This is a genomic window from Paraburkholderia sp. CHISQ3 (assembly GCF_030464945.1).
GTDB classification, from domain to species: Bacteria; Pseudomonadota; Gammaproteobacteria; order Burkholderiales; family Burkholderiaceae; genus Paraburkholderia; species Paraburkholderia megapolitana.
Genome location: NZ_JALPRG010000013.1, coordinates 108,843 through 131,944, shown reverse-complemented (window position 1 = coordinate 131,944; position 23,102 = coordinate 108,843). Strand labels below are relative to the sequence as shown.

General features: G+C 60.8%; 13 protein-coding genes and 1 tRNA gene. 8 read left to right on the top strand and 6 right to left on the bottom strand.

Annotation, left to right across the window (positions count from 1 at the left end; translation table 11 throughout):
* Positions 1 to 18: 18 nt before the first annotated feature.
* From M0D65_RS27405 to M0D65_RS27380, 6 genes are all read left to right on the top strand, one after another.
* Positions 19 to 9,615, top strand: coding sequence for a non-ribosomal peptide synthetase (locus tag M0D65_RS27405; RefSeq protein WP_266255371.1), 9,597 nt, complete (start codon positions 19 to 21; stop codon positions 9,613 to 9,615).
* Positions 9,612 to 10,277, top strand: a complete 666-nt coding sequence (locus tag M0D65_RS27400) for a glycosyltransferase family 25 protein (RefSeq protein ID WP_091016594.1) — start codon at positions 9,612 to 9,614, stop codon at positions 10,275 to 10,277. The genes M0D65_RS27405 and M0D65_RS27400 overlap by 4 nt, the downstream gene beginning before the upstream one ends.
* An 80-nt stretch (positions 10,278 to 10,357) precedes the next feature.
* The gene (locus M0D65_RS27395; protein ID WP_091016590.1) at positions 10,358 to 10,837 is read left to right on the top strand and encodes a hypothetical protein; all 480 of its coding nucleotides are present in this window, start codon (positions 10,358 to 10,360) and stop codon (positions 10,835 to 10,837) included.
* Between the two features lie 76 nt (positions 10,838 to 10,913).
* The gene (locus M0D65_RS27390; protein ID WP_266255370.1) at positions 10,914 to 11,444 is read left to right on the top strand and encodes a YbaK/EbsC family protein; all 531 of its coding nucleotides are present in this window, start codon (positions 10,914 to 10,916) and stop codon (positions 11,442 to 11,444) included.
* A gap of 6 nt (positions 11,445 to 11,450) precedes the next feature.
* Complete coding sequence (locus M0D65_RS27385; protein WP_266255369.1) at positions 11,451 to 13,154, top strand: cyclic peptide export ABC transporter; 1,704 nt, start codon at positions 11,451 to 11,453, stop codon at positions 13,152 to 13,154.
* A 246-nt stretch (positions 13,155 to 13,400) separates the two neighbouring features.
* The gene (locus M0D65_RS27380; protein WP_266255368.1) at positions 13,401 to 13,631 is read left to right on the top strand and encodes a hypothetical protein; all 231 of its coding nucleotides are present in this window, start codon (positions 13,401 to 13,403) and stop codon (positions 13,629 to 13,631) included.
* Positions 13,632 to 13,775: 144 nt separating this feature from the next.
* On the opposite strand, the gene M0D65_RS27375 is transcribed toward M0D65_RS27380, so the two are convergent.
* From M0D65_RS27375 to tig, 6 genes are all read right to left on the bottom strand, one after another.
* Positions 13,776 to 13,851: transfer RNA gene (locus tag M0D65_RS27375), tRNA-Val, on the bottom strand.
* A gap of 84 nt (positions 13,852 to 13,935) precedes the next feature.
* A complete protein-coding gene (locus tag M0D65_RS27370; RefSeq protein ID WP_091016581.1) occupies positions 13,936 to 14,208 on the bottom strand; it encodes an HU family DNA-binding protein in 273 nt (90 codons plus the stop codon).
* A 360-nt stretch (positions 14,209 to 14,568) separates the two neighbouring features.
* Entirely contained in the window at positions 14,569 to 16,995 is a 2,427-nt protein-coding gene (gene lon, locus M0D65_RS27365) for an endopeptidase La (RefSeq protein WP_091016579.1), read from the bottom strand.
* A 179-nt stretch (positions 16,996 to 17,174) separates the two neighbouring features.
* Positions 17,175 to 18,446, bottom strand: a complete 1,272-nt coding sequence (clpX, locus tag M0D65_RS27360; protein WP_091016577.1) for an ATP-dependent Clp protease ATP-binding subunit ClpX — start codon at positions 18,444 to 18,446, stop codon at positions 17,175 to 17,177.
* A 200-nt stretch (positions 18,447 to 18,646) separates the two neighbouring features.
* On the bottom strand, positions 18,647 to 19,300 hold the full coding sequence (gene clpP / locus M0D65_RS27355) for an ATP-dependent Clp endopeptidase proteolytic subunit ClpP (protein WP_091016575.1): 654 nt from the start codon (positions 19,298 to 19,300) through the stop codon (positions 18,647 to 18,649).
* Between the two features lie 255 nt (positions 19,301 to 19,555).
* Positions 19,556 to 20,902 carry a trigger factor gene (tig, locus tag M0D65_RS27350; RefSeq protein WP_266255367.1) on the bottom strand — a complete coding sequence of 449 codons (1,347 nt, stop codon included), beginning with the start codon at positions 20,900 to 20,902 and terminating at the stop codon, positions 19,556 to 19,558.
* A 496-nt stretch (positions 20,903 to 21,398) separates the two neighbouring features.
* On the opposite strand from tig, the gene M0D65_RS27345 reads away from it, so the two are divergent.
* Entirely contained in the window at positions 21,399 to 22,544 is a 1,146-nt protein-coding gene (locus tag M0D65_RS27345) for a glycerate kinase (protein ID WP_266255366.1), read from the top strand.
* A gap of 63 nt (positions 22,545 to 22,607) precedes the next feature.
* Positions 22,608 to 23,081: a MarR family winged helix-turn-helix transcriptional regulator gene (locus M0D65_RS27340; protein WP_091016568.1), complete on the top strand. Its 474-nt coding sequence runs from the start codon at positions 22,608 to 22,610 to the stop codon at positions 23,079 to 23,081.
* Positions 23,082 to 23,102: the final 21 nt, after the last annotated feature.

Here is a 23,102-nt window from a genome sequence, read left to right as displayed (position 1 = left end):
CGTCTCAAGGAGTTTTCTGTGCAAGACAATAACGTCCTGGTCACCGACCGTCGCTTTGAGCAAACCGCGACTTTCTGGCGCGAGTGTTTGTCTCTGGTTACGGGCGTTTATCGTATTTCGCCGCATGCATCTAACGCTTCGGGTGCTTCAGGTACGCAACAGGGTGGCCCGCTATCGCGCACGGTGTCGCTCACGCCTGCTTCGCTTGAGGTGTTGAGAAGCATCGCCGACGGCGAGCTTGCCGAGTTTGCGATCACGGCCGCCGCCGTCGCGCTGCTGCTGTGGAAATACTTCCGTATCCCCGTCACGGTGCTTGGCACGCCGGGACTCGGCGAACATGCGCCGGCCGCTGCGACCACCGTTCCGCTGATCATCGAGGTACGTCCCGACGAACGCATCGAGGACTACCTGTCGCGCGTGGCCGGGATCGTGGAAGACAGCTACGCCGAGCCGCATTTCCCGCTCGCAACGCTCGTGCGCAACGAAAAGGACATGGACCTCGCGCAGCTCACGAAGGTCTCGCTGGCGGATGAACGGGTGCACGACGCCCTGACGCGGCAAGACGACGATTTGCAGTTGCACTTGCGGCTCGCGCGCGGCGAGATCGAAATCCGTTACTCCGGCGCGATCGAGCCTGTGTTGCTCGACGGCTTTGCCGGCAGTCTCGACACGGTTCTGCGCGAATTCGAACACCTTCAGAAGACGGTCGGAGAAATCGACTCGACCCCGCCCGAAGAGCAACGCATGCTGGCTGCCTTCAACGAAACCGCGACGCCCGGCCCGAGCCACCCCACGGTCGTCGCGATGTTCGAAGCGCAGGTTGCTCGCACGCCGTCGGCGCCGGCGCTCGTCACCGACAGTTCGCTCATGACCTACGCGGACCTGAACGCGAAGGCCAACAGCCTCGCGCATCAGTTGCGCAGCAACTACGGCGTCGGACCGGAATCGCTGATCGGCATCATGCTCGACCGCTCCGAACTGATGATCGTGGCGATTCTGGGTGTGTTGAAGGCGGGCGCTGCGTTCGTACCGCTCGACCCGGCGTACCCGGCCGAGAGGATCAATCACATCCTGAGCGATACCGGTTTGTCGCTACTCGTGACGCAATCGGGTCAACTGACGCAGTGGTACGAATTCTCCGGCATCACCCTGTTGCTCGACCAGGAGCTTCCGCGCTGGAAGCCGTTGCCGGCCAATCCGTCTTACACCGCGTTGCCGGAGCAGCTCGCTTACGTGATCTACACGTCGGGTTCGACCGGGCGGCCGAAAGGTTGTCTGCTCGAACACCGCAATCTCGCCCACTATATCTCCTGGGCCACCCAGTACTACTTCCCCGACGGGACGTCCGGCAGCTTCGGCCTGTATAGCTCGCTATGCTTCGACTTCACGCTGACCAATGTGTTCTGCCCGCTCGTGCGCGGAAAAACGCTGCGTATCTATCCGCAGTCGGACAGCATCGACACGATACTTTCGAGAGCGTTCCAGCCCGGTAGCGGCGTCGATACGCTCAAGCTCACGCCGACCCACATTCACCTGCTGGAGTACATGAACCTTGCCCGCTCCGGCGTGCGCAAGGTGATCGTCGGCGGCGAAGAGCTGACGTCGCAGCACATCGCGATTCTGCGCAAGATCGACCCCGCTATCGAGATCTACAACGAGTACGGCCCCACCGAGGCGACGGTCGGTTGCATCGTGAAACTCGTCGACGACGAGGCTTCTTCGGTGCTGATCGGGCGGCCTATTGCCAACACACGTGTGTACATTCTCGACGAAGCACTGAAGCCGGTTCCCATCGGTGTGGCGGGAGAAATCTGCGTGGCGGGTCACGGGCTCGCGCGTGGTTATCACAACCGCCCCGACGTTACGGCCGCGAAATTTGTCGAGAACCCTTTCGCCGGAGAGCAGCGCATCTATCGCACCGGCGATATCGGCCGATGGCTGCCCGACGGGCAGATCCAGTGCTACGGACGCATCGACGATCAGGTCAAGATACGCGGACACCGCGTCGAACCGGGCGAGATCGAAGCCGCAATCGCCACGCATACCGATGTCGTCGGCGCGGCGGTCATGCTGCGCGAAACGGCGCATGGCGTGCGCAAGCTGGCCGCCTATGTCAAGGGCACGCCGGACCTGAGCGTGGCGGACCTGCGGACCTTCCTCGCCGGCAAGCTGCCCGACTACATGGTCCCGTCGGACTTTTTCCTGATCGCCGAATTTCCGCTCAATGCCAACGGCAAGCTCGATCGCCGGGCGCTGCTCGCGATCGAACCCACTGCGGCAGCCGATGCAGCCGACACCGTCGATCTCGATGCCACACCGATCCAGCTAGAACTGGTGCGCATCTGGCGCGAGGTGCTCGACAATCCGGCCATCGATCTGACCGGCCGCTTCTTCGACTACGGCGGCGATTCGCTGCAGGCCATGCAGCTCGTCTCGCGAATCTGGAGCAGTTTCTCCGTCGAAATCGGCATCGATGCGATCTTCGAACTGCAAACCGTGAGCGCGGTGTCCGATCTGATCGAAGCATCGTCGCCGCTGTCCGGCTCGATGGCTGGCAACATTCAACCGGCAGCGCGCACCGACGACCTGCCGCTGTCGTTTCCGCAGCAGCGCCTGTGGTTCCTCGCGCAACTGGAAGGTCCGTCGGCCGCCTATAACATTTCGAGCGCGCTGCGTTTCGAAGGCGCGCTGGACGTGCAGCGTCTGCAGGCCGCCGTGTCCGAAATCAGCCGACGTCACGAGATTCTGCGCACGACGTTCCCCGCTATCGACGGTCGCGGCGTGCAACGCATCGCGGCGCCGGCGCCGGTCACGCTCGCCGTGGTCGATATCGCCAGCGAGTCCGACTCGCTCACACTGCTTGCCGAGGAAACCGACCGCCCCTTCGATCTCGCTACCGGACCGCTGTATCGCGCCGTGCTGTACCGCGTCCGTGAAGACCTGCATATCTTCGGCGTCGTGATGCATCACATCATCTCGGACGCGTGGTCGTCGGGCATTCTCATCGGCGAACTGGCCGCGCTCTACGACGGCCAGTCCCTGCCCGATCTGGCCGTGCAGTACGCGGACTACGCCGTCTGGCAGCACGAACGACTCGCCTCCGCCGACACGCATCAGGAGCTCGCGCTTCTGAGCGCATCTCTGGCCGATGCGCCCGATCTGATCGAGCTGCCCACCGACCGTCCGCGGCCCGCGATCCAGAGCTTCCGCGGCTCGGTGCTGCCGTTCCAGCTGGAAGGCGCCCTCGCCGATCGCCTGCGCGCCATCGCCCATGCTTCCGGCACCAGCACGTATATGGTCGTGCTCGCCGCGTACTCGCTGCTGCTCTCGCGCTACAGCAATCAGCAGGATATCGTCGTCGGTTCGCCGATCGCCAACCGGCGCTCGAGCATGACCGAGCCGCTGATCGGCTTCTTTGCCAATACGCTCGCACTGCGCGTGGACCTGTCCGGCAACCCGACCTTCGATGAGTTGCTGGCGAGGGTGAAGCGTGTCGCGCTGGACGGTTACAGCCGCCAGGAGATTCCGTTCGAGCAGGTGGTGGAGTCGCTCAAGCTCGAGCGCAATCTGGGCCGCACGCCGATTTTCCAGGTGATGTTCGCCTACGAGAAAGTGCCGGCCAACGGGCCGACCTTTCCTGGCCTGAGCGTCACGCCGGTGTCGGTGGAAACCTTCACCGCGAAGTTCGACCTCACGCTCTATATGCAGGATTCCGACAGCGGACTCGCGGGCGCGCTGGAATACAACACGGATCTGTTCGATGCGGCCACGATCGAGCGGATGGCGCAGCACTTCCGCAATCTTCTCGATGCGGTGGTCGAGGGTTCGAATCAGCCGCTTAACGGGCTCTCGTTGTTGAGCGATGCGGAACGCGACGTGCTAACGGTCGAGTGGAACAGCACCAAAACGGATTTCGGCGCGGACGCCGAACAACCGTTGCATCGTTTGTTCGAGCAGCAGGTCGAGCGCACGCCCGAAGCCATCGCGGCTGTCTACGAGGGTGCGTCGCTGACCTATGCCGAACTCAACGTTCGTGCCAATCGCCTCGCGCATCGCCTTATCGAACTCGGCGTCGTGCCCGATGCGCTCGTCGGTGTGTCGATGGAACGTTCGCTCGACATGATCGTCGCCCTGCTCGCGGTGCTCAAGGCAGGCGGCGCTTACGTCCCCGTCGATCCGGATTACCCGGCCGATCGCGTGCGCTTCATGATCGATAACGCGCAACTGCGCTGGCTTCTCACGCAGCAGCATCTGCTGGCGGTGTTGCCTGAGATCGAGGCGCAGTTGATCGTGGTTGATCGCGATGCGGCCGAGATTGCAGCGGCTAAAGCGACCAATCCCGCGCCAGCGCTCACCAGCGACAACCTCGCCTACATGATCTACACCTCCGGCTCGACCGGCAGGCCCAAAGGCGCGCTCAACGCTCACCGTGCAGTCACGAACCGCATTCTCTGGATTCAACACGCGCACGCCATCGGCGCCGGCGACAGCGTCCTGCAGAAGACGCCGTTCAGCTTCGACGTGTCGGTGTGGGAATTCTTCTGGCCGCTCGCCGCCGGCGCCCGCCTGGTGTTTGCGCGGCCCGGTGGCCAGCGTGAGGCCGACTATCTGATCGATCTGATCGAGCGCGAGCAGATCACCACCGCGCACTTCGTACCCTCGATGCTGCGTGCGTTCCTCGATCATCCGGACGTCGAGCGTTGCACGTCGCTGCGCCGCGTGGTGTGCAGTGGCGAGGCGTTACCGTTCGATCTGCAACAACGTTTCTTCGAGCGCCTGAATGCGAGGCTGTTCAACCTCTATGGCCCCACCGAGGCCGCCGTCGAAGTCAGCGTCTGGGAATGCCGTCGCGACGACCCGCAAGGCATTGTTCCAATCGGCAAGCCGATTGCCAATGCGCGCCTCTATATCGTCGATGCGCAGATGCAACCGGTACCGGTCGGCATTGCGGGCGAACTGATGATCGGCGGTGTGCCGGTTGGGCGCGGTTATTACGGCGACCCCGAACTGAGCGCCGCGAAGTTCATCGCCGATCCGTTCTCCAGCAATCCGCAGGATCGGCTCTATCGCACCGGCGATCTCTCGCGTTTCCGACCCGACGGCAACATCGAGTTCCTCGGTCGTATCGATCATCAGATCAAGCTGCGCGGTTTTCGCATCGAACTCGGTGAAATCGAGGGAACGCTGCGCAAGCATCCGTCGGTCGGCGACTGTGTCGTGATTGCAAAGATCGACGGTCCGCGGACGTCGCTGATCGCCTATGTCGCGACTTCTATATCCGATACGTCCGGGTTGCGCGGCTATCTGCGCGAACACCTGCCCAGCTACATGGTGCCGTCGACGTTCGTCGCACTTGAATCGCTGCCGCTGCTTCCCAACGGCAAGATCAACCGCAAGGCGCTGCCGGTTCCCGCTGAAATCGTCGACGATACCCACACCGACGCGCCTGCCGTTACGCCGCGGGAAGTCCTGCTGTCGTCGATCTGGAAAGACGTGCTGCAACTGTCGTCGATCGGTATCCACGACAACTTTTTCGAACTCGGTGGCGATTCGATCCTGAGCATTCAGGTCGTCTCGCGCGCCAACCAGGCGGGGCTGCGCATTACGGCGAAGCAGCTGTTCCAGTATCAGACGATCGCCGAGCTGGCAGGCGCGCGTGATGAACGCAGTGCATATGCATCGACGGTCGATCCGCTCGGGGACGCGCCGCTTACACCGGTCCAGCACTGGTTCTTCGATCAGGATGTCGATACGCCGTCGCATTTCAATCAAACGGTCCTGATTCAGGTGCCGGCCGATATCGACGAAGCGCGGCTCGCCGATGCGATCCAGCAGGTCTTCGAGCACCATGACGCGTTGCGTCTGCGGTTCTCGCGCAGCGCGGGCTACTGGACTCAGAAGGTTGTCGGCGGCGGCGACAGGCCCGCTCTCTTCGCGAAGCAAGCGATAACCGCCGACGCCGCCGATGACCGTATCGCAGCGATGCGTGCCGCCGCGGCTGACGCCGAACGTGGCATCGATATCGAACGTGGCCCGTTGCTGGCGGCTCGTCTTTTCAGCTTCGCCGACGAGCCGTTCGCCCGTCTGTTCGTATCGATTCATCACCTTGCGGTGGACGGTGTCTCGTGGCGCGTGCTGCTCGAAGATCTGCATGCCGCGTACCATGGCCAGCCGCTGTCGGAGAAGACGACGTCGTTCCGCGAATGGGCGCTGCATCTGCAGCAACTGGCGCAATCGCCGGCTATCGGTAACGAAGCCGGACTCTGGCAGGAGATCCTCTCGCAGAAGATCGAACCGATGCCGGTCGATTATCCAGCCGCCCGTGCGGCCAACTACGTCGGCAACACGGCGACCGTTTCGTTCGAACTGGACGAAGCCGAAACCACCGCGTTGCTGCGCCGCTTGCCGCAGGCCTACGACACCCGCATCAACGACGTTCTGCTCGCCGCGCTCGCACAGGCGTGCAGCATGGTCACGGGCAACTCGCGCACACAGATCGATCTCGAGAGTCATGGCCGTCACGTGTCGGACGCGCCGATCGACCTCACGAGAACCATCGGCTGGTTCACCTCGATTTACCCCGTCGTGCTCGAAATCGCCGCCGTGCAAACGCCGGAGGAAGCGCTGCGCGCCGCACGCCAACAGCTACGCCGCATTCCCAACGAAGGTCTTGGCTATTCGCTACTGCGCTACCTGAGTCCCGACGACACCGTACGCGACAGTTTCGCCAAACTGCCCGGTGCCGACATCCTCTTCAACTATCACGGGCAGCTCGATACGGTGTTGCAGCGATCGGATGGCTGGAACCCGGCGACCGAAGACCTCGGTTCACTACGCTCCGACAAATCGCTGCGCACGCATCTGTTCGAAATCGTTGCTTCCGTGTCCAACGGCAAGCTCCAGGTGGACTGGATCTACGGTGAGCGTATCCATCGACGCCAGACCGTGCAGAACCTGGCCGCACACTTCAAGGACCGTTTGCTCGACTTCGTGGCGTCCGTTCCCGACACGGTTGCGGCGGGCTGGGACAACGTCGAAGACAGCTATGCGCTCTCTTCGCTGCAACAGGGTCTGCTGTTCCATACGCTGTACGACCTCGATCCTGCCGCTTACTTCCAGCAGTTCAGTTTCTCCGTCAGCGGTGCGCTCCAGGTTGCAGCGCTCAAGCAAGCGTGGACGAATGCGCTCGAGCGCCATGCGATCCTGCGCACCGCGTTTGTCTGGGCAGATCGCGATCAGCCGGTGCAGACCGTCTTGCGCAACGTCGAGCTGACGTGGGAGTCGCACGACTGGCGATCGCGCAATGCATCGCGTCGCGACGATGACTTCGATGCGTTCCTCGCCGAGGACCGGCGACGCGGCTTCGACTTGCAGCAGGCGCCGCTATTTCGCTGCACGCTGATTCAGGAAACCGAGCAGCGCCATCGCTTCTGCTGGAGCGGGCATCACATCATTCTCGACGGCTGGAGCACCGCCACGCTGATGAAGGAGGTCTTCGAGGACTATGTATCGCTTGCCCGCACCGGCGTACCCGCCGTGGCGGCGTCGGCTCCGGGCTACCGTCGGTATATCGACTGGCTCTCGCGTCACCCGCGCTCGGCGGATGAATCGTGGTGGCGTAACGAGCTGGCCGGTTTTCGTGCCGCGACGCCGATCCTTGTGGACACCAATGCGGGCAAGCAAGCCGCCGGCGATGCCCCGCGCCAGGACAAGCGCCGTGAACAGCACTTCCTGCTGGACGAGGCGCTGACGACGCGGTTGCAGGCGCTCATGCGATCCAATCGACTCACGCTCAACGTGTTGATGCGCGCGGTCTGGGCCCTGGTGCTGCGCCGCTATTCGAAAACCGACGATGTCGTGTTCGGCGTTACCGTGTCCGGCCGGCCGGCGACGCTCGACGGTGTCGAATCGATCGTGGGGCTGTTTATCAATACGTTGCCGTTCCGCGTGCGCATCGCACCGCAGCGCCCGTTCACCGAATGGCTGGCGACTGTCCACACAGCGCAGACGGAGATGGAGCCGCATTCGTATAGCTCGCTCGTCGATATCCAGAAGTGGAGCGAGCTGCCTGCTCGCGACAGTCTGTTCGATAGCCTGCTGGTGTTCGAAAACTTCCCGGTTGCCGCCGCGCCCGATCTCGGACCGGATGAAATCGAAATCCACGACACGCGTGCTTTCGCGGAATCGAACTACCCGCTGACGCTGACCGTGCATCCGGATACGCGCCTCGCGTTCCGTATTTCGCACGATGCGAACCGTTTCGCGCCGGACGTGGTGCGGCAGATGCTCGATTACATCCGTGGGTTGCTGGAACGGTTCGCTGAAGATCCGGCGCAGCTTACCGGTAGTCTCGCCGATGCTCTGGTGTCGGGCGATGGTGTTCGTAACGACTCTGAGTCTGGGTCTGGGTTTGGGTCCGACTCTCACTCCAGCAGCAAGCTGGATTCAAGCACTGCAACCGGCGAACCTGGCGCACAACCGGACACTGCTGTTGCATCCACAACCACACGCGTCGTCGCCCCCACGCCGGACGAAAGCACGTTGCTCAAGATCTGGCAGATGGTCTTTGAAAGAAAGGACATCAAGCTCAGCGACAACTACTTCGACCTCGGTGGACATTCCATCACCGCGATCCGGCTGATGGCCAATGTCGAAAAAGCATTCGATCGCCGGCTGCCGATTTCCTATCTCTTCGAGAATCCCACGATCGAGAAACTGGCAGCAGCACTCGGCAAGAAAGATTCGTCCGCGACTTCCGGCGGACTCGTGCCGATCAAGGATGGCGGTCCCGCTGCCCCGCTCTTCCTGCTGCCGGGCGCCGGCGGCAACGTGATCTACTTCCGCCCGCTCGCGCATAGCCTCGTCGACACACATGCTGTGTACGGGCTGGAAGCGCTCGGCCTCGATGGTTCGTGCCTGCCGCTCACCAAGGTCGAAGACATCGCGGCGCGTCATATCGAACGCATCTGGCCGCTGGTCGGCGCGGGCCCCTACTACCTGGCGGGCCACTCGTTCGGCGCGCAGGTGGCGCTGGAAATGAGCCGGCAACTCGTCGCCAAGGGCGCTACCGTGAAACTGCTGGCGATCTTCGATGCGTCCGCGCCGGTCGTCACCACGGGCGAAACCTACTGGCACAACTGGGACGACACCGAGTGGCTCGTCGCGATCGCGCACGAGATCAGCACCTTCCTCGGCACCGACCTCCAGGTGACGCGTGATGACCTGGTCAATCTCGATCCCGACAGCCAGGCTGGCTTGATCCTCGAAAGAATCGGCGACCGTGGCAACTGGTTTGCCGACACCGGATCGGACCGCCTGCGCGCTTATCTGCGCGTCTATCAGGCCAATTTCAAATCGGACTACGCACCTGCAGCAGAACCGCTGCCCGTGCCGATCACGTTGTTCCGTAGTACCGAGCGCGATCCTGGCGATTTCGATCCGTCGCCCGAAGTCGCACAGCTGCATCTCGATCCGACCTGGGGATGGTCCGGTTTCTCGGCACTCCCGGTCGAGGTAGTCGACGTACCCGGCGACCACCTGACCATGCTGCTCGATCCGCACGCGAGCGTCCTTGCAACCCATGTCAATCAGTCTCTGGAGAAGAATCGCCAATGAAAGCCACGCCGACAATCGATAACTCCTTCGCTCGCAAGGTCTGCATCAATCTGGACCGGCGCCCCGACCGCTGGGAAGCCATGCAACAGAAGTTTGCCGAGCAGAACATCCTCACGGTGGAACGTCTGTCCGCCGTCGATGCAAAGCTCGTTCCCGTGCCGGAAGCGCTGAGCCATATGCGCCCGCAGGATTTCGGCTGCACCATGAGTCACCTCAATGCAGTGAAAGAGGCCAAGGCCGCCGGCGCAAGCGAAGTCATGATCTTCGAAGACGACGCGTTCTTCGACGCCGACTTCGCCACGCGCTTTCCGGAATTCATCGAGCAGGTGCCGGACGACTGGCACATGCTGTTCCTCGGTGCGTATCACTTCGCCCAGCCGATTCCGGTTGCGCCCAACATCGTCAAAACCGTCGAGACGCTCACGGCGCACGCCTATGTCGTCAGAGACACGCTTTACGACGCATTCATCGCGCTGAACGAAAACCCGCCGGCCATCGTCGATCGCAATAACCTGCTCCTGCAGCAGAAATTCAATTGCTATTGCTTTGAACCGAATCTGGTCGGTCAGGAATCCGGTTACTCCGACATCATGGAAGAGGACATGCCGGAGAAGCCACTCGCTTATCCGTTTCCGATTCCTAATGGTGGTAACGGCTGGTAGTGCCAGGGGACACCCGCCGAAGTCAACCGGCCGGCAACGCCGGTTGACCATCTGAATACCTCAACGGGCCACTGAACATCATGGAAATGACCACCGTCGACGTCAAGGAAGAGTTTGTCCAGTCCGTGCTCGATTCGCTGCATCGGGATCGCAGGCTCGGCGAGGCCATTTCGCTGGCCCACGGAAAATGCGAATCGGCTGCCGGCGTGATCGATCTGATTTTTCCTTTGATCACACAGAGATTGCGCATCGATTACATCCTGATGCTCAGCATCGAGAACAACCCTCGTGTGCTGTTGCAGTTTCTTCGACTGGTCGAATCGCGGCTCGTGCAGAACGACAGCTGGACCGTTGCGTCGGTCGAGGCATCGCTGCGTAGTGCGGTCGGCTCGTTGAACCTCGGTTGGGATCGTGCGCAGCGCTTGCTCAAGTGCTGCATCCTGTTCTCCGATTCGCCGCTTGAAATCGTTAGAAGCATCATGTGCCTCGGAAAGCAGGAAACGTCCCTCAGGTTGCGATCGGCCGCCGAGAACATCGAGCTTAGCCACCTGATCAGCTGAGTACCCTTCGTTCCACCATAAAAACTACTCACCAATATGCCGACAATTTTCGAATGTATCGATGCGGAGATGAACAATGGTTTTAGTCAACGAAACAGAAGCCGTTGCGGGTGTGGCTAGAGAAGACGCGGTGTTTTCCTTCCGAAGAATCATCGATTTTCTGGTTGCCGAAAAAGTTAACCACCGGGTGATGGTGCATCCACCGGAAGGGCAAACCGTTGCGGCCAGCTTGCTGCGCGGACATAGCGTTGAACAGGCTGCCAAATGCATGGTGGTAGAGGTCAAACATGACAATGGCGAGCTTTCTTATGTCCTCGCCGTTGTGTCCGGAAACAGAAGGGTCGCTTTAAAAAACGTGGCCGGTTTTCTTGAAGGCGTCAAGGCCAAGCTGGCACCGAGCCATATAGCGTCCCAGTTGACCCGGTGCGTGATGGGGGCTGTCCCGCCCATATCGTTCGATGACCGTCTTCAGGTCGTGGTCGACCGTGGACTGCTGTCCACCGAGGAAATCGTATTCAGTGCGGGGCGGCTCGATGTGTCGATCGGCGTCAACACCGACACCTACCTGAATGTCATTCGACATCAAATCGGCAGTATCTCCGAATAGTGATCCATGGACTCCGCTCAAAATAAATCGCCGCCGTGGCATTCGGTCATCGCCCTGATGTGGCGCAGTCACCCCTGGCTTACCGTAGGTACCGTCGTCACAGGTCTGATTAGCGGCGTTGCATCGATTGTCGGTGTGGGACTGATCACCAGAGTGCTGCACGATCAGAACAATCGGCAAACACTGCTGCTGATCTTCATCGCACTGAATGCGATTGCAATTTTGTGCAGGACCGCTGCTGCTGCGATGCCATCGTATGCCTGCATGAAAATCATGACGAGGCTGCGCGTCGATCTATGCAAGAGGATTCTGGCGACTCCGCTAGAGGAAATTGATAGACGCGGTGCGCCCAATGTTCTGACGATGTTGACGCAGGATATTCCGCAGCTCAGTCAGACGTTGTTGACGATCCCGACGATCATCGTTCAGGCCGTCGTGCTGGTGTGTAGCATCCTCTATCTGGCGTATCTCTCCTGGATCGTCTTTATCTCGACCGTCACGTTGATAGCCGTCGGCGTGGTGCTTTATCTATCGTTCTATCGGAAAGCAATCAACTTCACCGAAAGAGTGCGTGACGAATTCGTCCAGTTCAACGAGTACACACATGGCCTCGTGTTCGGGATCAAGGAACTCAAACTCAATCGGGACAGGCAGCGCTGGTTCACCAAGGCAGCGATCGAACTATCGTCGAAACGAGTGGCGGGATACAACTACACCGAGCGTTTCTGGTTCATGGGCGGCGACAGCCTCGGTCAGTTCACTGTAGCGGTGCTGCTCGGGTTTCTGCTTTTCGGCGTACCTGCACTCGGCGTCGTCGACCCTACGGTACTCACGGCAAGCATTCTGGCTGTTCTTTACACGATGGGACCGTTGACCGCGTTGATCAGTATTTTGCCGGCCATGGCCGAAGGCAGAACGGCGCTCGCGCGGTTGTCGGACTTTGGGTTCTCGATTGATGAGGCGCAAGAATCGCCGCAAAAAACGCAGTCCTCTGGCGTCAAGGAGTTTCTTGCGGCGAAGCCGTGGCAGTTCATCGAGTTGAAAGACGTGAAGATGAATTACCACGACTATGACTCGTCAGCCGACTTCGCGCTGGGTCCCATCAACATGACCATTCATGCCGGGGAGCTGGTCTATATCATCGGTGGGAACGGCAGCGGCAAGAGTACGTTGGGCAAGATACTGAGCGGCCTCTATGCGCCTACCGAGGGCCATATTCTTCTCGATGGAAAGGTCGTCGACAACGATGGCAGGGAGCGTTATCGCAATCTGTTTTCTGCGGTGTTTACGGATTTTCATCTGTTCAATCGAATCATCGGACCGGCTCAGAGGAGCTCAAGCATCGAGCTTGCGCAGAAGTATCTCGAGACGCTGAGGCTGGCGGATAAGGTTGAGATTCGCGGGAAAACTTATTCGACTACCAAGGCTTTGTCGACGGGACAACGTAAAAGGCTCGCGTTGCTGTGTGCCTATATCGAAGATCGCCCGATCTACATCCTGGATGAATGGGCTGCCGATCAAGACCCGGTCTTCAAGCGGTTTTTCTATGAGGTGCTGGTTCCCGATCTGAAGTCGCGCGGGAAATGCGTGATCATCATTACTCACGACGATCAGTATTTCAAACTGGCGGATCGGGTCATACATCTCGATAGCGGTCGCATCTCTTCCGATACCGCGATGTATGCCGTGCGCGCCAAAGTTGCCGGATGATTGTTGGGTCGCCGTCACGCTACTGTCCGGCTTCTGCGGGACAGTAGCGAATCGTTTCGATGTTGCGAATGCCAGCCATCACGCGGGCACCTGTTGCGCGTTCATCGGCCGCGTCAGAGCTGTATGAAAATCGACAACATTCTTTTGTTCTGCCGGCGCTTAATGGCAAACGACCTTCGGACTAGACTGGCTTCACTGAATCGCAAACGGGTGTTTGCGAAGAAACGAAGTCTGGAGGTAAATATCATGAAACTCGCTCAATCACTGATCATCGCCGCTGCTCTCGCTGTGCCGGCTGTTTCGTTTGCAGCATCGAATGGGGTGGATAACGCCGCCGCACAAAACGGCTTTGTAGCGGGCACTCATCACGCGCTGCATACCGTGGACCAGGCACTGGTTCGCGTCGATCACAAGATTCGTGCATCGATTCGTCCCGACGCTAACGACGGTATGAAGTCGATTTACTTTGGCGCGTGAAGTGGTGATGCTGCTTTCTGTTGAAGCCGTTGCACGACAGAAAGCAGGTAACAACAAAAAACCCGTGGAGCGGATAGCCACGCGGGTTTCGGTGTACTACAGCAAGTCACTGCGGACCTACCTGGAAGCAAATCGCGAAACGGTTGGTGGGTGCTGAGAGGCTCGAACTCCCGACCTACGCCTTGTAAGGGCGCCGCTCTACCAACTGAGCTAAGCACCCGTTCCGCGACTTCCACTTGCCACCTGAGTGATTAGCGCTAAAACCCTCAGCGCTCACAACCGTCAATCAGGTAACAACAGCCCGCTAGTTTAGCGCATCTTTCAGTGCCTTGCCAGGCTTAAATTTGGGTACCTTGGCGGCCTTGATCTTGATGGCGGCACCCGTGCGCGGATTGCGCCCGGTACGCGCGGTACGCTTGCCTACGGCGAACGTCCCAAAGCCGACCAGCGTGACCGAACCGCCCGTTTTCAATGTTCCTTTGACACCGCCGATCACCGCATCGAGCGCGCGTCCCGCCGCTGCTTTGGAGATGTCGGCTTGCTGCGCAATATGGTCGATCAATTCCGTTTTGTTCATTCCAACCCCCGAGAATGTTTTGGGCAATCATGACAGCGCAGGAATGCGCCGAACAGGTATCCATTTGGTCCGACAGAACGCCGGGCCAACTCATTAGAATGGGCCGAAACCCTTGTGTCAAGCGGGGTTGAGCCTGATAACCCCGGCTGGCGCCACTCCGCTTCATGACAGGATATTGCGCGGAGTCGATGCGCGTGCAACGACCTGATAAACGGGGGAAACTGCTCAGAAAATGGGATCGAATGAATACGACCGATTAAACGGCGAAACAGCCGCCCCTCTACGCTTCAATAATCGTTCGGGCAATAAAAAACCCGCGGACAAGGCCGCGGGTTTTGCTGGCGAAAAACTGCCTGAGCGTCAGTGCTTCACGAACTCGCTTGCGCCAGCATCCTTCGCCGGCTCGGCGACCGGAGCAGCGGCTGCCGGTTTCGCTTCTTCTTCGGGCAACGGCTGCGGCGTGCGTTCGAGCGCCAGTTCGAGCACCTTGTCGATCCAGCGGACCGGCATGATTTCGATGGCGTTCTTCACGTTATCCGGAATCTCCGTCAGATCCTTGACGTTCTCTTCCGGAATCAGCACCAGCTTGATACCGCCACGGTGCGCCGCAAGCAGCTTTTCCTTCAACCCACCGATCGGCAGTACTTCGCCACGCAGCGTGATTTCACCGGTCATCGCCACATCTGCGCGCACCGGGATGCCGGTCAACACCGACACCAGCGCCGTCGTCATGGCCACACCGGCGGACGGACCGTCCTTCGGCGTCGCACCTTCCGGCACGTGGATGTGGATGTCCCGCTTCTCGAACGCTTCGTCCTTGATGCCGAGACGGCGCGAACGCGAACGCACGACCGAGCGCGCCGCTTCGACAGATTCCTTCATGACGTCGCCGAGCGAACCCGTGCGGATCACGTTGCCCTTACCAGGCATCTCCGCCGCTTCGATCGTCAGCAGATCGCCGCCGACTTCCGTCCACGCGAGACCGGTAACCTGACCGATCTGGTTTTCCTTCGCGGCCAGACCGAAGTCGAACTTGCGCACACCAAGGAACGTGTCGAGGTTGCTGCCGTCGACCTTCACCGCGCCCTCTGCCTTCTTCAGCAGAAGCATCTTCACGACCTTGCGGCAGATCTTCGAGATTTCACGCTCGAGCGAACGCACACCGGCTTCACGCGTGTAGTAACGGATGATGTCGCGAATCGCCGTCTCTGCGACGTCGATCTCGTCGGTACTCAAGCCGTTGTTCTTCTTCTGCTTCGGCAACAGGTAACGCTGCGCGATGCTGACCTTCTCGTCTTCCGTATAACCCGACAGACGGATCACTTCCATCCGGTCGAGCAGCGGCGGCGGGATGTTCAGCGAATTCGACGTCGCGACGAACATCACGTCCGACAGATCGAAGTCGACCTCCACATAGTGGTCGGCGAACGTATGGTTCTGTTCGGGATCGAGCACCTCAAGCAAGGCCGACGACGGATCGCCGCGGAAGTCCTGCCCCATCTTGTCGACTTCGTCGAGCAGGAAGAGCGGATTGCGCACTGCGACCTTGGTCAGGCTCTGCAGGATCTTGCCCGGCATCGAACCGATGTACGTCCGGCGATGGCCGCGAATCTCGGCCTCGTCGCGCACGCCGCCGAGTGCCATACGCACGAACTTGCGGTTCGTTGCGCGCGCAATCGACTGGCCCAGCGACGTCTTGCCGACACCCGGAGGCCCAACCAGGCACAGGATCGGCGCCTTGACCTTTTCAACGCGTTGCTGGACCGCGAGATATTCGAGAATGCGTTCTTTCACCTTCTCGAGACCGAAGTGGTCCTCGTCGAGTACACGTTCCGCATTCGCGAGGTCGTTGTTGACCTTGCTCTTCTTGCGCCACGGCAAGCCGATCAGCGTATCGATGTAGTTGCGCACGACCGTTGCTTCGGCCGACATCGGCGACATCAGCTTGAGCTTCTTCAGCTCGGCATCCGCCTTCTTCTTGGCTTCCTTCGGCATGCGCGCAGCGGTGATGCGCTTCTCGAGTTCCTCGAGATCCGCACCTTCTTCGCCTTCGCCGAGTTCCTTCTGGATCGCCTTGACCTGCTCGTTCAGGTAGTACTCGCGCTGGCTCTTTTCCATCTGGCGCTTCACACGCCCACGGATGCGCTTTTCCACCTGCAGGATGTCGATCTCGGCTTCGAGCTGCGCGAGCAGATGCTCGAGCCGTTCGATGACCGGGAACATTTCGAGGATGTGCTGCTTCTGGTCGAGCTTGAGCGGCAGATGCGCCGCGATCGTGTCGGCCAGACGCCCGGCTTCGTCGATGCCCGACAGCGAGGTCAGGATTTCCGGCGGGATCTTCTTGTTCAGCTTCACGTACTGATCGAACTGCGACACGATGGCGCGGCGCAGCGCTTCAGTTTCGGCGCTGTCGGCATGGTCGGGTTCGAGCGGCATGACTTCGCACGAAAACTGCGTTTCCTGTTCTTCGATGGAGAGCGTCTTCGCGCGCTGCAGACCTTCTACCAGCACCTTCACGGTGCCGTCGGGCAGCTTCAGCATTTGCAGGATGTTGGCAATACACCCTACTTCGTACATGTCTTTTTCGGTTGGCTCGTCTTTTGCCGCCGTTTTCTGGGCAACCAGCATGATGTGCTTGCCGCCCTCCATTGCCACTTCAAGTGCTTTGATCGACTTGGGCCGGCCTACGAAGAGCGGAATGACCATATGCGGGAAAACCACCACGTCGCGCAGCGGGAGCAGCGGGAGCGTGATGCGTTCCGGCGGGAGGAGTTGGGTTCCTGACATTTCATTTCCCCATTAATGGAATCAGTTCGTTCGATAGTTGAGGCCAGCAGAAAAGATTGCAAGCCTCCGCGGGTGGGAAAAGTTCAGTGACCACAAAAAGTACTGCCTGACCACAAGATAAACGAAAAAGCCGTTCATCACTCGTATGAACGGCTTTTTTCCGGAACTCTTTAAGCCGATCAATTCGATCCTGCCACCTTGGGCGCGTCTTCGTAGATCAACAGGGGCTTTCCATCGCCGTCGATGACGTTGTCGTCGATGATGACCTTGCTGACGCCTTTCATGGCCGGCAGGTCGTACATCACGTCGAGCAAAGCCTGTTCCAGGATGGAGCGCAAACCACGGGCACCGGTCTTGCGGCGAATCGCCTTGCGCGCTACGGCTTGCAGCGCGGCCGGACGAATTTCCAGCTCGACCCGTTCCATGTTGAACAGCTTGTGATACTGCTTCACGAGCGCGTTCTTCGGCTCCACGAGGATCTTCATCAGCGCGACTTCATCGAGCTTGCCGAGGGTCGCAACAACCGGCAGACGGCCGATCAGCTCGGGAATCAGGCCGAACTTGATCAGATCTTCCGGTTCGACTTCGCGCAGCACTTCGCCCGCATCGCGATCCTGCTTGCTCTTCACGCTTGCGCCGAAGCCAATGCCGGTCTTTTCCGTCCGGTCGACGATGACCTTTTCGAGGCCATCGAACGCACCGCCGCAAATGAACAGAATGTTCGTCGTATCGACCTGGATGAAGTCCTGGTTCGGATGCTTGCGCCCGCCCTGCGGCGGCACCGACGCCATCGTGCCTTCGACCAGCTTCAGCAGCGCCTGCTGCACGCCCTCACCCGACACGTCGCGGGTAATGGACGGGTTGTCGGACTTGCGGCTGATCTTGTCGATTTCGTCGATATAGACGATCCCGCGCTGCGCCTTGTCGACTTCGTAGTTGCAGTTCTGCAGGAGCTTCTGGATGATGTTTTCGACGTCCTCGCCGACATAGCCCGCTTCCGTCAGCGTCGTCGCATCGGCGATCACGAACGGTACGTTCAGGAGGCGTGCGAGCGTCTGCGCGAGCAGTGTCTTGCCCGAACCGGTCGGGCCGATGAGCAGGATGTTGCTCTTCGACAGCTCGATTTCGTCTTTCTTCTCGAGATGCTTGAGCCGCTTGTAGTGGTTGTACACCGCGACCGCGAGAATCTTCTTCGCGCGTTCCTGGCCGATCACGTATTGATCGAGGATTTCACGGATTTCCTGCGGGCTCGGCAGATCGGACCGCGACAACCCGGCCTCGACACCTGCACCTGCCGCTTCATCGCGGATGATCTCGTTGCACAGGTCGATACATTCATCGCAGATGAACACCGACGGGCCGGCAATGAGTTTCTTGACCTCATGCTGACTCTTGCCGCAGAACGAGCAATACAACAGCTTTTCGCTGTTAGAACCTTTCTTGTCCGCCATAGATGTATGAGCCTCCGGACACTCGTGTGACATGATACGCCGTTTGCCCCACCCCCGCAGTCTGGGCGGGGATGACAGGGCAATGGCAGGAACGGCGTGGGCCGCGGGCGCTCAGGGCGGGCTTCGCTGGTTTTGCGGATTTTTCCGGCCAGGCGCCCCAAAACGGGGCAACCCGGGCCAGATCAAATCCGCTCAACCTGTCAGGGGCGCTTGTGCAGCACCTGATCGACGAGGCCATACGCCTGCGCATCCTCGCCGGACATGAAATTGTCGCGGTCGGTGTCGCGCGCAATCCGTTCGACCGGCTGGCCGGTGTGATGGGCGAGCAGACCGTTCAGGCGCTCTTTCAGGTACAGGATTTCGCGCGCCTGAATTTCGATGTCCGATGCCTGACCGCGTGCGCCGCCGAGCGGCTGGTGGATCATCACGCGCGAATTGGGCAACGCGAACCGCTTGCCCTTCGCGCCGGCTGCCAGCAGGAATGCGCCCATGCTGGCCGCGAGCCCCATGCACAGCGTCGATACGTCAGGCTTGATGAACTGCATCGTATCGTAGATCGCCATGCCCGCCGAAACGGAACCGCCCGGGCTGTTGATGTAGAAATTGATGTCCTTGTCGGGATTCTCGCTTTCGAGAAACAGCAACTGTGCGACGACGAGATTCGCCGTCTGGTCGTTCACTTCACCGACGAGGAACACGAGACGCTCTTTGAGCAGCCGCGAGTAGATGTCATACGAACGCTCGCCGCGACCGCTCGTCTCCACGACGATTGGCACGAGACCGAGCGCCTGTGCTTCGAGATCCCGCGACGACTGGGAAGTCAACGTGTCCAGCATTTGGGCGCGAAAGGTCATGCAATGGATCCTTGTCTGGGAATATCTGTTCGGGACTGGACAGGCGAGTGCGAGGTGAGTCCGAGGTGGGTCCTGTAACGCTGTATTCAAGTACACGAAACCGCACGACCGCACGACTCCGACACACGCTGCGCACCAGCTTCGCAAACGCCGCACAACACTGCGGCGGGCATGACGGCAACCCAGCACACGCAACCTGAAAAAACGGCGTGCAGACTGTCTGCTTCGACAGCCGGCACGCCGTTGCAGCGATGCTTACGCTTGCGCGGTCGCGCTTGCCAGTTCTTCGAAGCTCACTTCCTTGTCCGTCACCTTGGCCTTCTCGAGCACGAAATCGACGACGTTGGCTTCCACGACGTACGCTTCCATCTCGGCGAGGCGCTGCTGGTTGGAATAATACCAGCGGACGACTTCCTTCGGGTCCTCGTAGCTTTTCGCGAATTCGTCGACTTCGGCGCGGATCTGTTCCGGCTTCGCCTGCAGTTCGTTCGCCTTCACGAGTTCGGCCAGCACGAGGCCGAGCTTGACGCGACGCTCAGCCTGTTCCTTGAACATTTCAGCGGGAATCGGTGCGCTTTCGGCGTTCGGCACGCCACGTTGCGCGAGGTCCTGGCGCGCCATTTCGACGAGACGCTGCTGGTCCTGTTCGATCAGCGCGTTCGGCACGTCGAGCTCGGAGATTTTCAGCAGCGCGTCCATCACCTGGTTCTTCACGATGGACTGCATGCGGCGCTTCGCTTCGCGCTCGAGGTTGTCCTTGATTTCGGCGCGCATCTTCGTCAGATCGCCGTCTGCAATGCCCAGCGACTTCGCGAATTCCGCATCGATTTCCGGCAGATGCGGCCACTCGATCTTCTTCATCGTGATCGTGAACTGCGCGGTCTTACCGGCGACATCCTTGCCGTGGTAGTCAGCGGGGAACGTCAGGTCGAATTCGCGTGCTTCGCCGACCTTCTGGCCAACCGCGGCCTTTTCGAATTCCGGCAGCATGCGGCCTTCGCCGAGCACGAAGGCAAAGTCTTCAGCGCTGCCGCCCTGGAACACTTCACCGTCGATCTTGCCGACGAAGTCCACCGTGACGCGGTCGCCGTCTTTCGCTGCGGTGTCGGCACCGCCGTCGCCATGCTCGCCTGCTTCGCCGCGCGCGTGGAAATGCACGCGCTGCTTGCGCAGGATGTCCAGCGTGCGGTCGATTTCGGCTTCGCTGATCGTGGTCTTCGTGCGTTCGATTTCAGCGGTGGCGACGTCGCCCAGCTTCACTTCCGGATACACCTCGAACGTGGCGTCGAAAGCGTAGTCGCTTTCCGGTGCGTCGACCTTCGGGGCAAAGCTCGGTTGGCCGGCCACGCGCAGGTTTTCTGCGCGGCTGATGTCGAAGAATTCCTTGCCAACCTTGTCGCTCAGAACCTCGGCTTCCACCTGACCCGAGTACTGCTGGGTGACCATCTTGAGCGGCACCTTGCCCGGCCGGAAGCCCGGCATCCGCACGTTCTTTGCAAGCTGACGGATACGGGAATCCACTTCCTTCTGCACGGTGTCCTTCGGCAGGGAAATCGTCACACGGCGTTCGAGCTTGCCGAGGTTTTCAACAACGTTAGCCATGGCTTCAATCGTCCTAAAATTATTCGAGCGAATCAGTTATCTTTGCCGTGCCGTCTGTCGAGGTTCGTCCGGGCCTGGTGTGCGTCCTGTCTGAACGCCACCTGGGTGCCCCCCAGGAGCAATGAGCCGCGGCGTCGCCGGATATCCGGGAACGATCGCGCGCCTGTCGCCGCGGGCTCTCAGGCCGCCTGCAGCACGGTTTGGGTCAAAAGAGCCGAATATTTTAGCAAACTATTCGCGCGCCTAACCGGGAATCGATGTTTGGCGGGCTTTTTGTCTGCTTTACAGCCCATTTTCGGGCCGTTCCAACGGACTTTTCCTGCTTCGGCGGCTCATGGACCGCCTGGCGACCACGCAACCGCCGCCCCATGCCGGTCATGCCGTCCCACATATTCAGCCGCGCGCGTCATGCTGATAAGCTTGCGAACGCGGCGCACGCGGCGGATCACCACGTGCCGCAGCGCGACTCCAACCCTCCAGAGACACTCGAGACACCATGCCCAGTCCGCAGTCCACGCCCGTCGTCGTCATTGCCCCCGATTCGTTCAAAGGTTCGCTGAGCGCCGAGCAGGTCGCCCAGGCGATCGCCACCGGCATCGGCCGGGCCCGTCCCGACGCAGTCGTACGAATCTGCCCGATGGCCGACGGCGGCGAAGGCACGCTCGATGCCATGCTCACGCGAGGCGGCGAACGACGCATCGTGTCGGTGCGCGGTGCGGCAGGTGCGTTGCGCGACGCCACGGTCGGCGTGCTGGCCGACGGCGGCGCGATCGTCGAAACGGCGGAAGTGGTCGGCATCACCGATCCAGTCGGCATGGGCGTGCCTGTCGAGGCACGCAGCACACGCGGCATGGGCGAAGCAATCGTCGCGCTGCTCGATGCAGGCGTAAGACGTTTCTTCGTCGCGCTCGGCGGCAGCAGTACCAACGACGGTGGCGCCGGCCTGCTCGTCGGGCTCGGTCTGAAGCTGTATGACGCGCAAGGCGAAGCACTCGAGCCGACACCGGCCCAGCTCGCGCGGCTCGCACGTATCGATGCGTCGCAACTCGACGCGCGGGTGGCCGAGGCGACCTTCATCGGCATGTCCGACGTCGACAATCCGCTCACCGGCGAACATGGCGCCACCGCCGTGTTCGGTCCGCAAAAAGGCGTGCAACCGGAACAGATCGCACCAATCGATGCCGCGCTCGCGCACTTCGCCGATCTGCTCGAGCCGGCGCTGAACCGCACCGCCCGCGACGAACCGGGCGCGGGCGCGGCCGGCGGCCTCGGCTTCGCGCTGCGCATGCTGGGCGCGCAGTTCGAACCGGGCGCGGAAGTCGTCGCGCGGCAGATCGGTCTCGATGCCGCACTCGACGGCGCGCACTGGCTGATCACCGGCGAGGGCCGCTCGGACGTGCAGACGCTGCACGGCAAGGCGCCGTTCATCGCCTGTCGCCATGCACAGGCAGCGCAGGTGCCGGCCACCCTGCTCTCCGGCGCCGTCGATCCGGCCGCACTGCCGCGACTCGCCGAGCATTTCAGCGGGTGTTTCTCGCCGGCGCCGGGTCCGATCACGCTCGAGGTCGCGATCCGCGATGCGGCGACGCTGCTCGCCAACGAAGCCGAGCAACTGACACGCCTGAAGTACGGCACGCGTTGACCCGGTCGGCGGATGCGGCAACAATCACACCGCCAGCCGCATCCACCTACTACAGGGAAGACCATGAAGGCCGCCGACAAAGCCGGACTCGACCAGTTTCTGACATATCGCCTGCACGTATTGAACAAACTCTCCGAGCGCGGCATCGGCGAACGGTATCAGGCGAAGCTCGGCATCACGGTGCCGGAAGCGCGCGTGATTGCCTCGGTGGGATCGTTTGGACCGTTCTCGATCATGGATCTCGCGCGTCACGCCAATCTCGACAAGAGCCAGGCGAGCCGCGCAGCCGAAGCGCTGATCAAACAGGGTCTCGTGCAACGCGAAGCGAGCGACGACGACGGCCGCGTCGTGCTGGTGTCGCTCACGACCGAAGGCCGCGCGCTATACCGCAAGGTGATGCCGATCGCGCGCAAGTGGAACGAGGATTTCTTCGACTGCCTCGACGACAAGGAAAAGGCGCTGCTCGGTCACGCGCTGGACAAGGCAATCGAGAACGCGCTCGCCCGCATGGCGGGTGAAGTCGAGGCGCGCGCATAACGGCTGCTGCGCCGGGTTATC

Bases quoted from the DNA above. Each gene is read 5' to 3' on its own strand.
- lon (WP_091016579.1), bottom strand. From the start codon at position 16,995: ATGTCAGGAACCCAACTCCTCCCGCCGGAACGCATCACGCTCCCGCTG.
- M0D65_RS27395 (WP_091016590.1), top strand. From the start codon at position 10,358: ATGGAAATGACCACCGTCGACGTCAAGGAAGAGTTTGTCCAGTCCGTG.
- M0D65_RS27345 (WP_266255366.1), top strand. From the start codon at position 21,399: ATGCCCAGTCCGCAGTCCACGCCCGTCGTCGTCATTGCCCCCGATTCG.
- M0D65_RS27400 (WP_091016594.1), top strand. From the start codon at position 9,612: ATGAAAGCCACGCCGACAATCGATAACTCCTTCGCTCGCAAGGTCTGC.
- M0D65_RS27370 (WP_091016581.1), bottom strand. From the start codon at position 14,208: ATGAACAAAACGGAATTGATCGACCATATTGCGCAGCAAGCCGACATC.
- M0D65_RS27340 (WP_091016568.1), top strand. From the start codon at position 22,608: ATGAAGGCCGCCGACAAAGCCGGACTCGACCAGTTTCTGACATATCGC.
- clpX (WP_091016577.1), bottom strand. From the start codon at position 18,446: ATGGCGGACAAGAAAGGTTCTAACAGCGAAAAGCTGTTGTATTGCTCG.
- M0D65_RS27380 (WP_266255368.1), top strand. From the start codon at position 13,401: ATGAAACTCGCTCAATCACTGATCATCGCCGCTGCTCTCGCTGTGCCG.
- clpP (WP_091016575.1), bottom strand. From the start codon at position 19,300: ATGACCTTTCGCGCCCAAATGCTGGACACGTTGACTTCCCAGTCGTCG.
- M0D65_RS27385 (WP_266255369.1), top strand. From the start codon at position 11,451: ATGGACTCCGCTCAAAATAAATCGCCGCCGTGGCATTCGGTCATCGCC.
- tig (WP_266255367.1), bottom strand. From the start codon at position 20,902: ATGGCTAACGTTGTTGAAAACCTCGGCAAGCTCGAACGCCGTGTGACG.
- M0D65_RS27390 (WP_266255370.1), top strand. From the start codon at position 10,914: ATGGTTTTAGTCAACGAAACAGAAGCCGTTGCGGGTGTGGCTAGAGAA.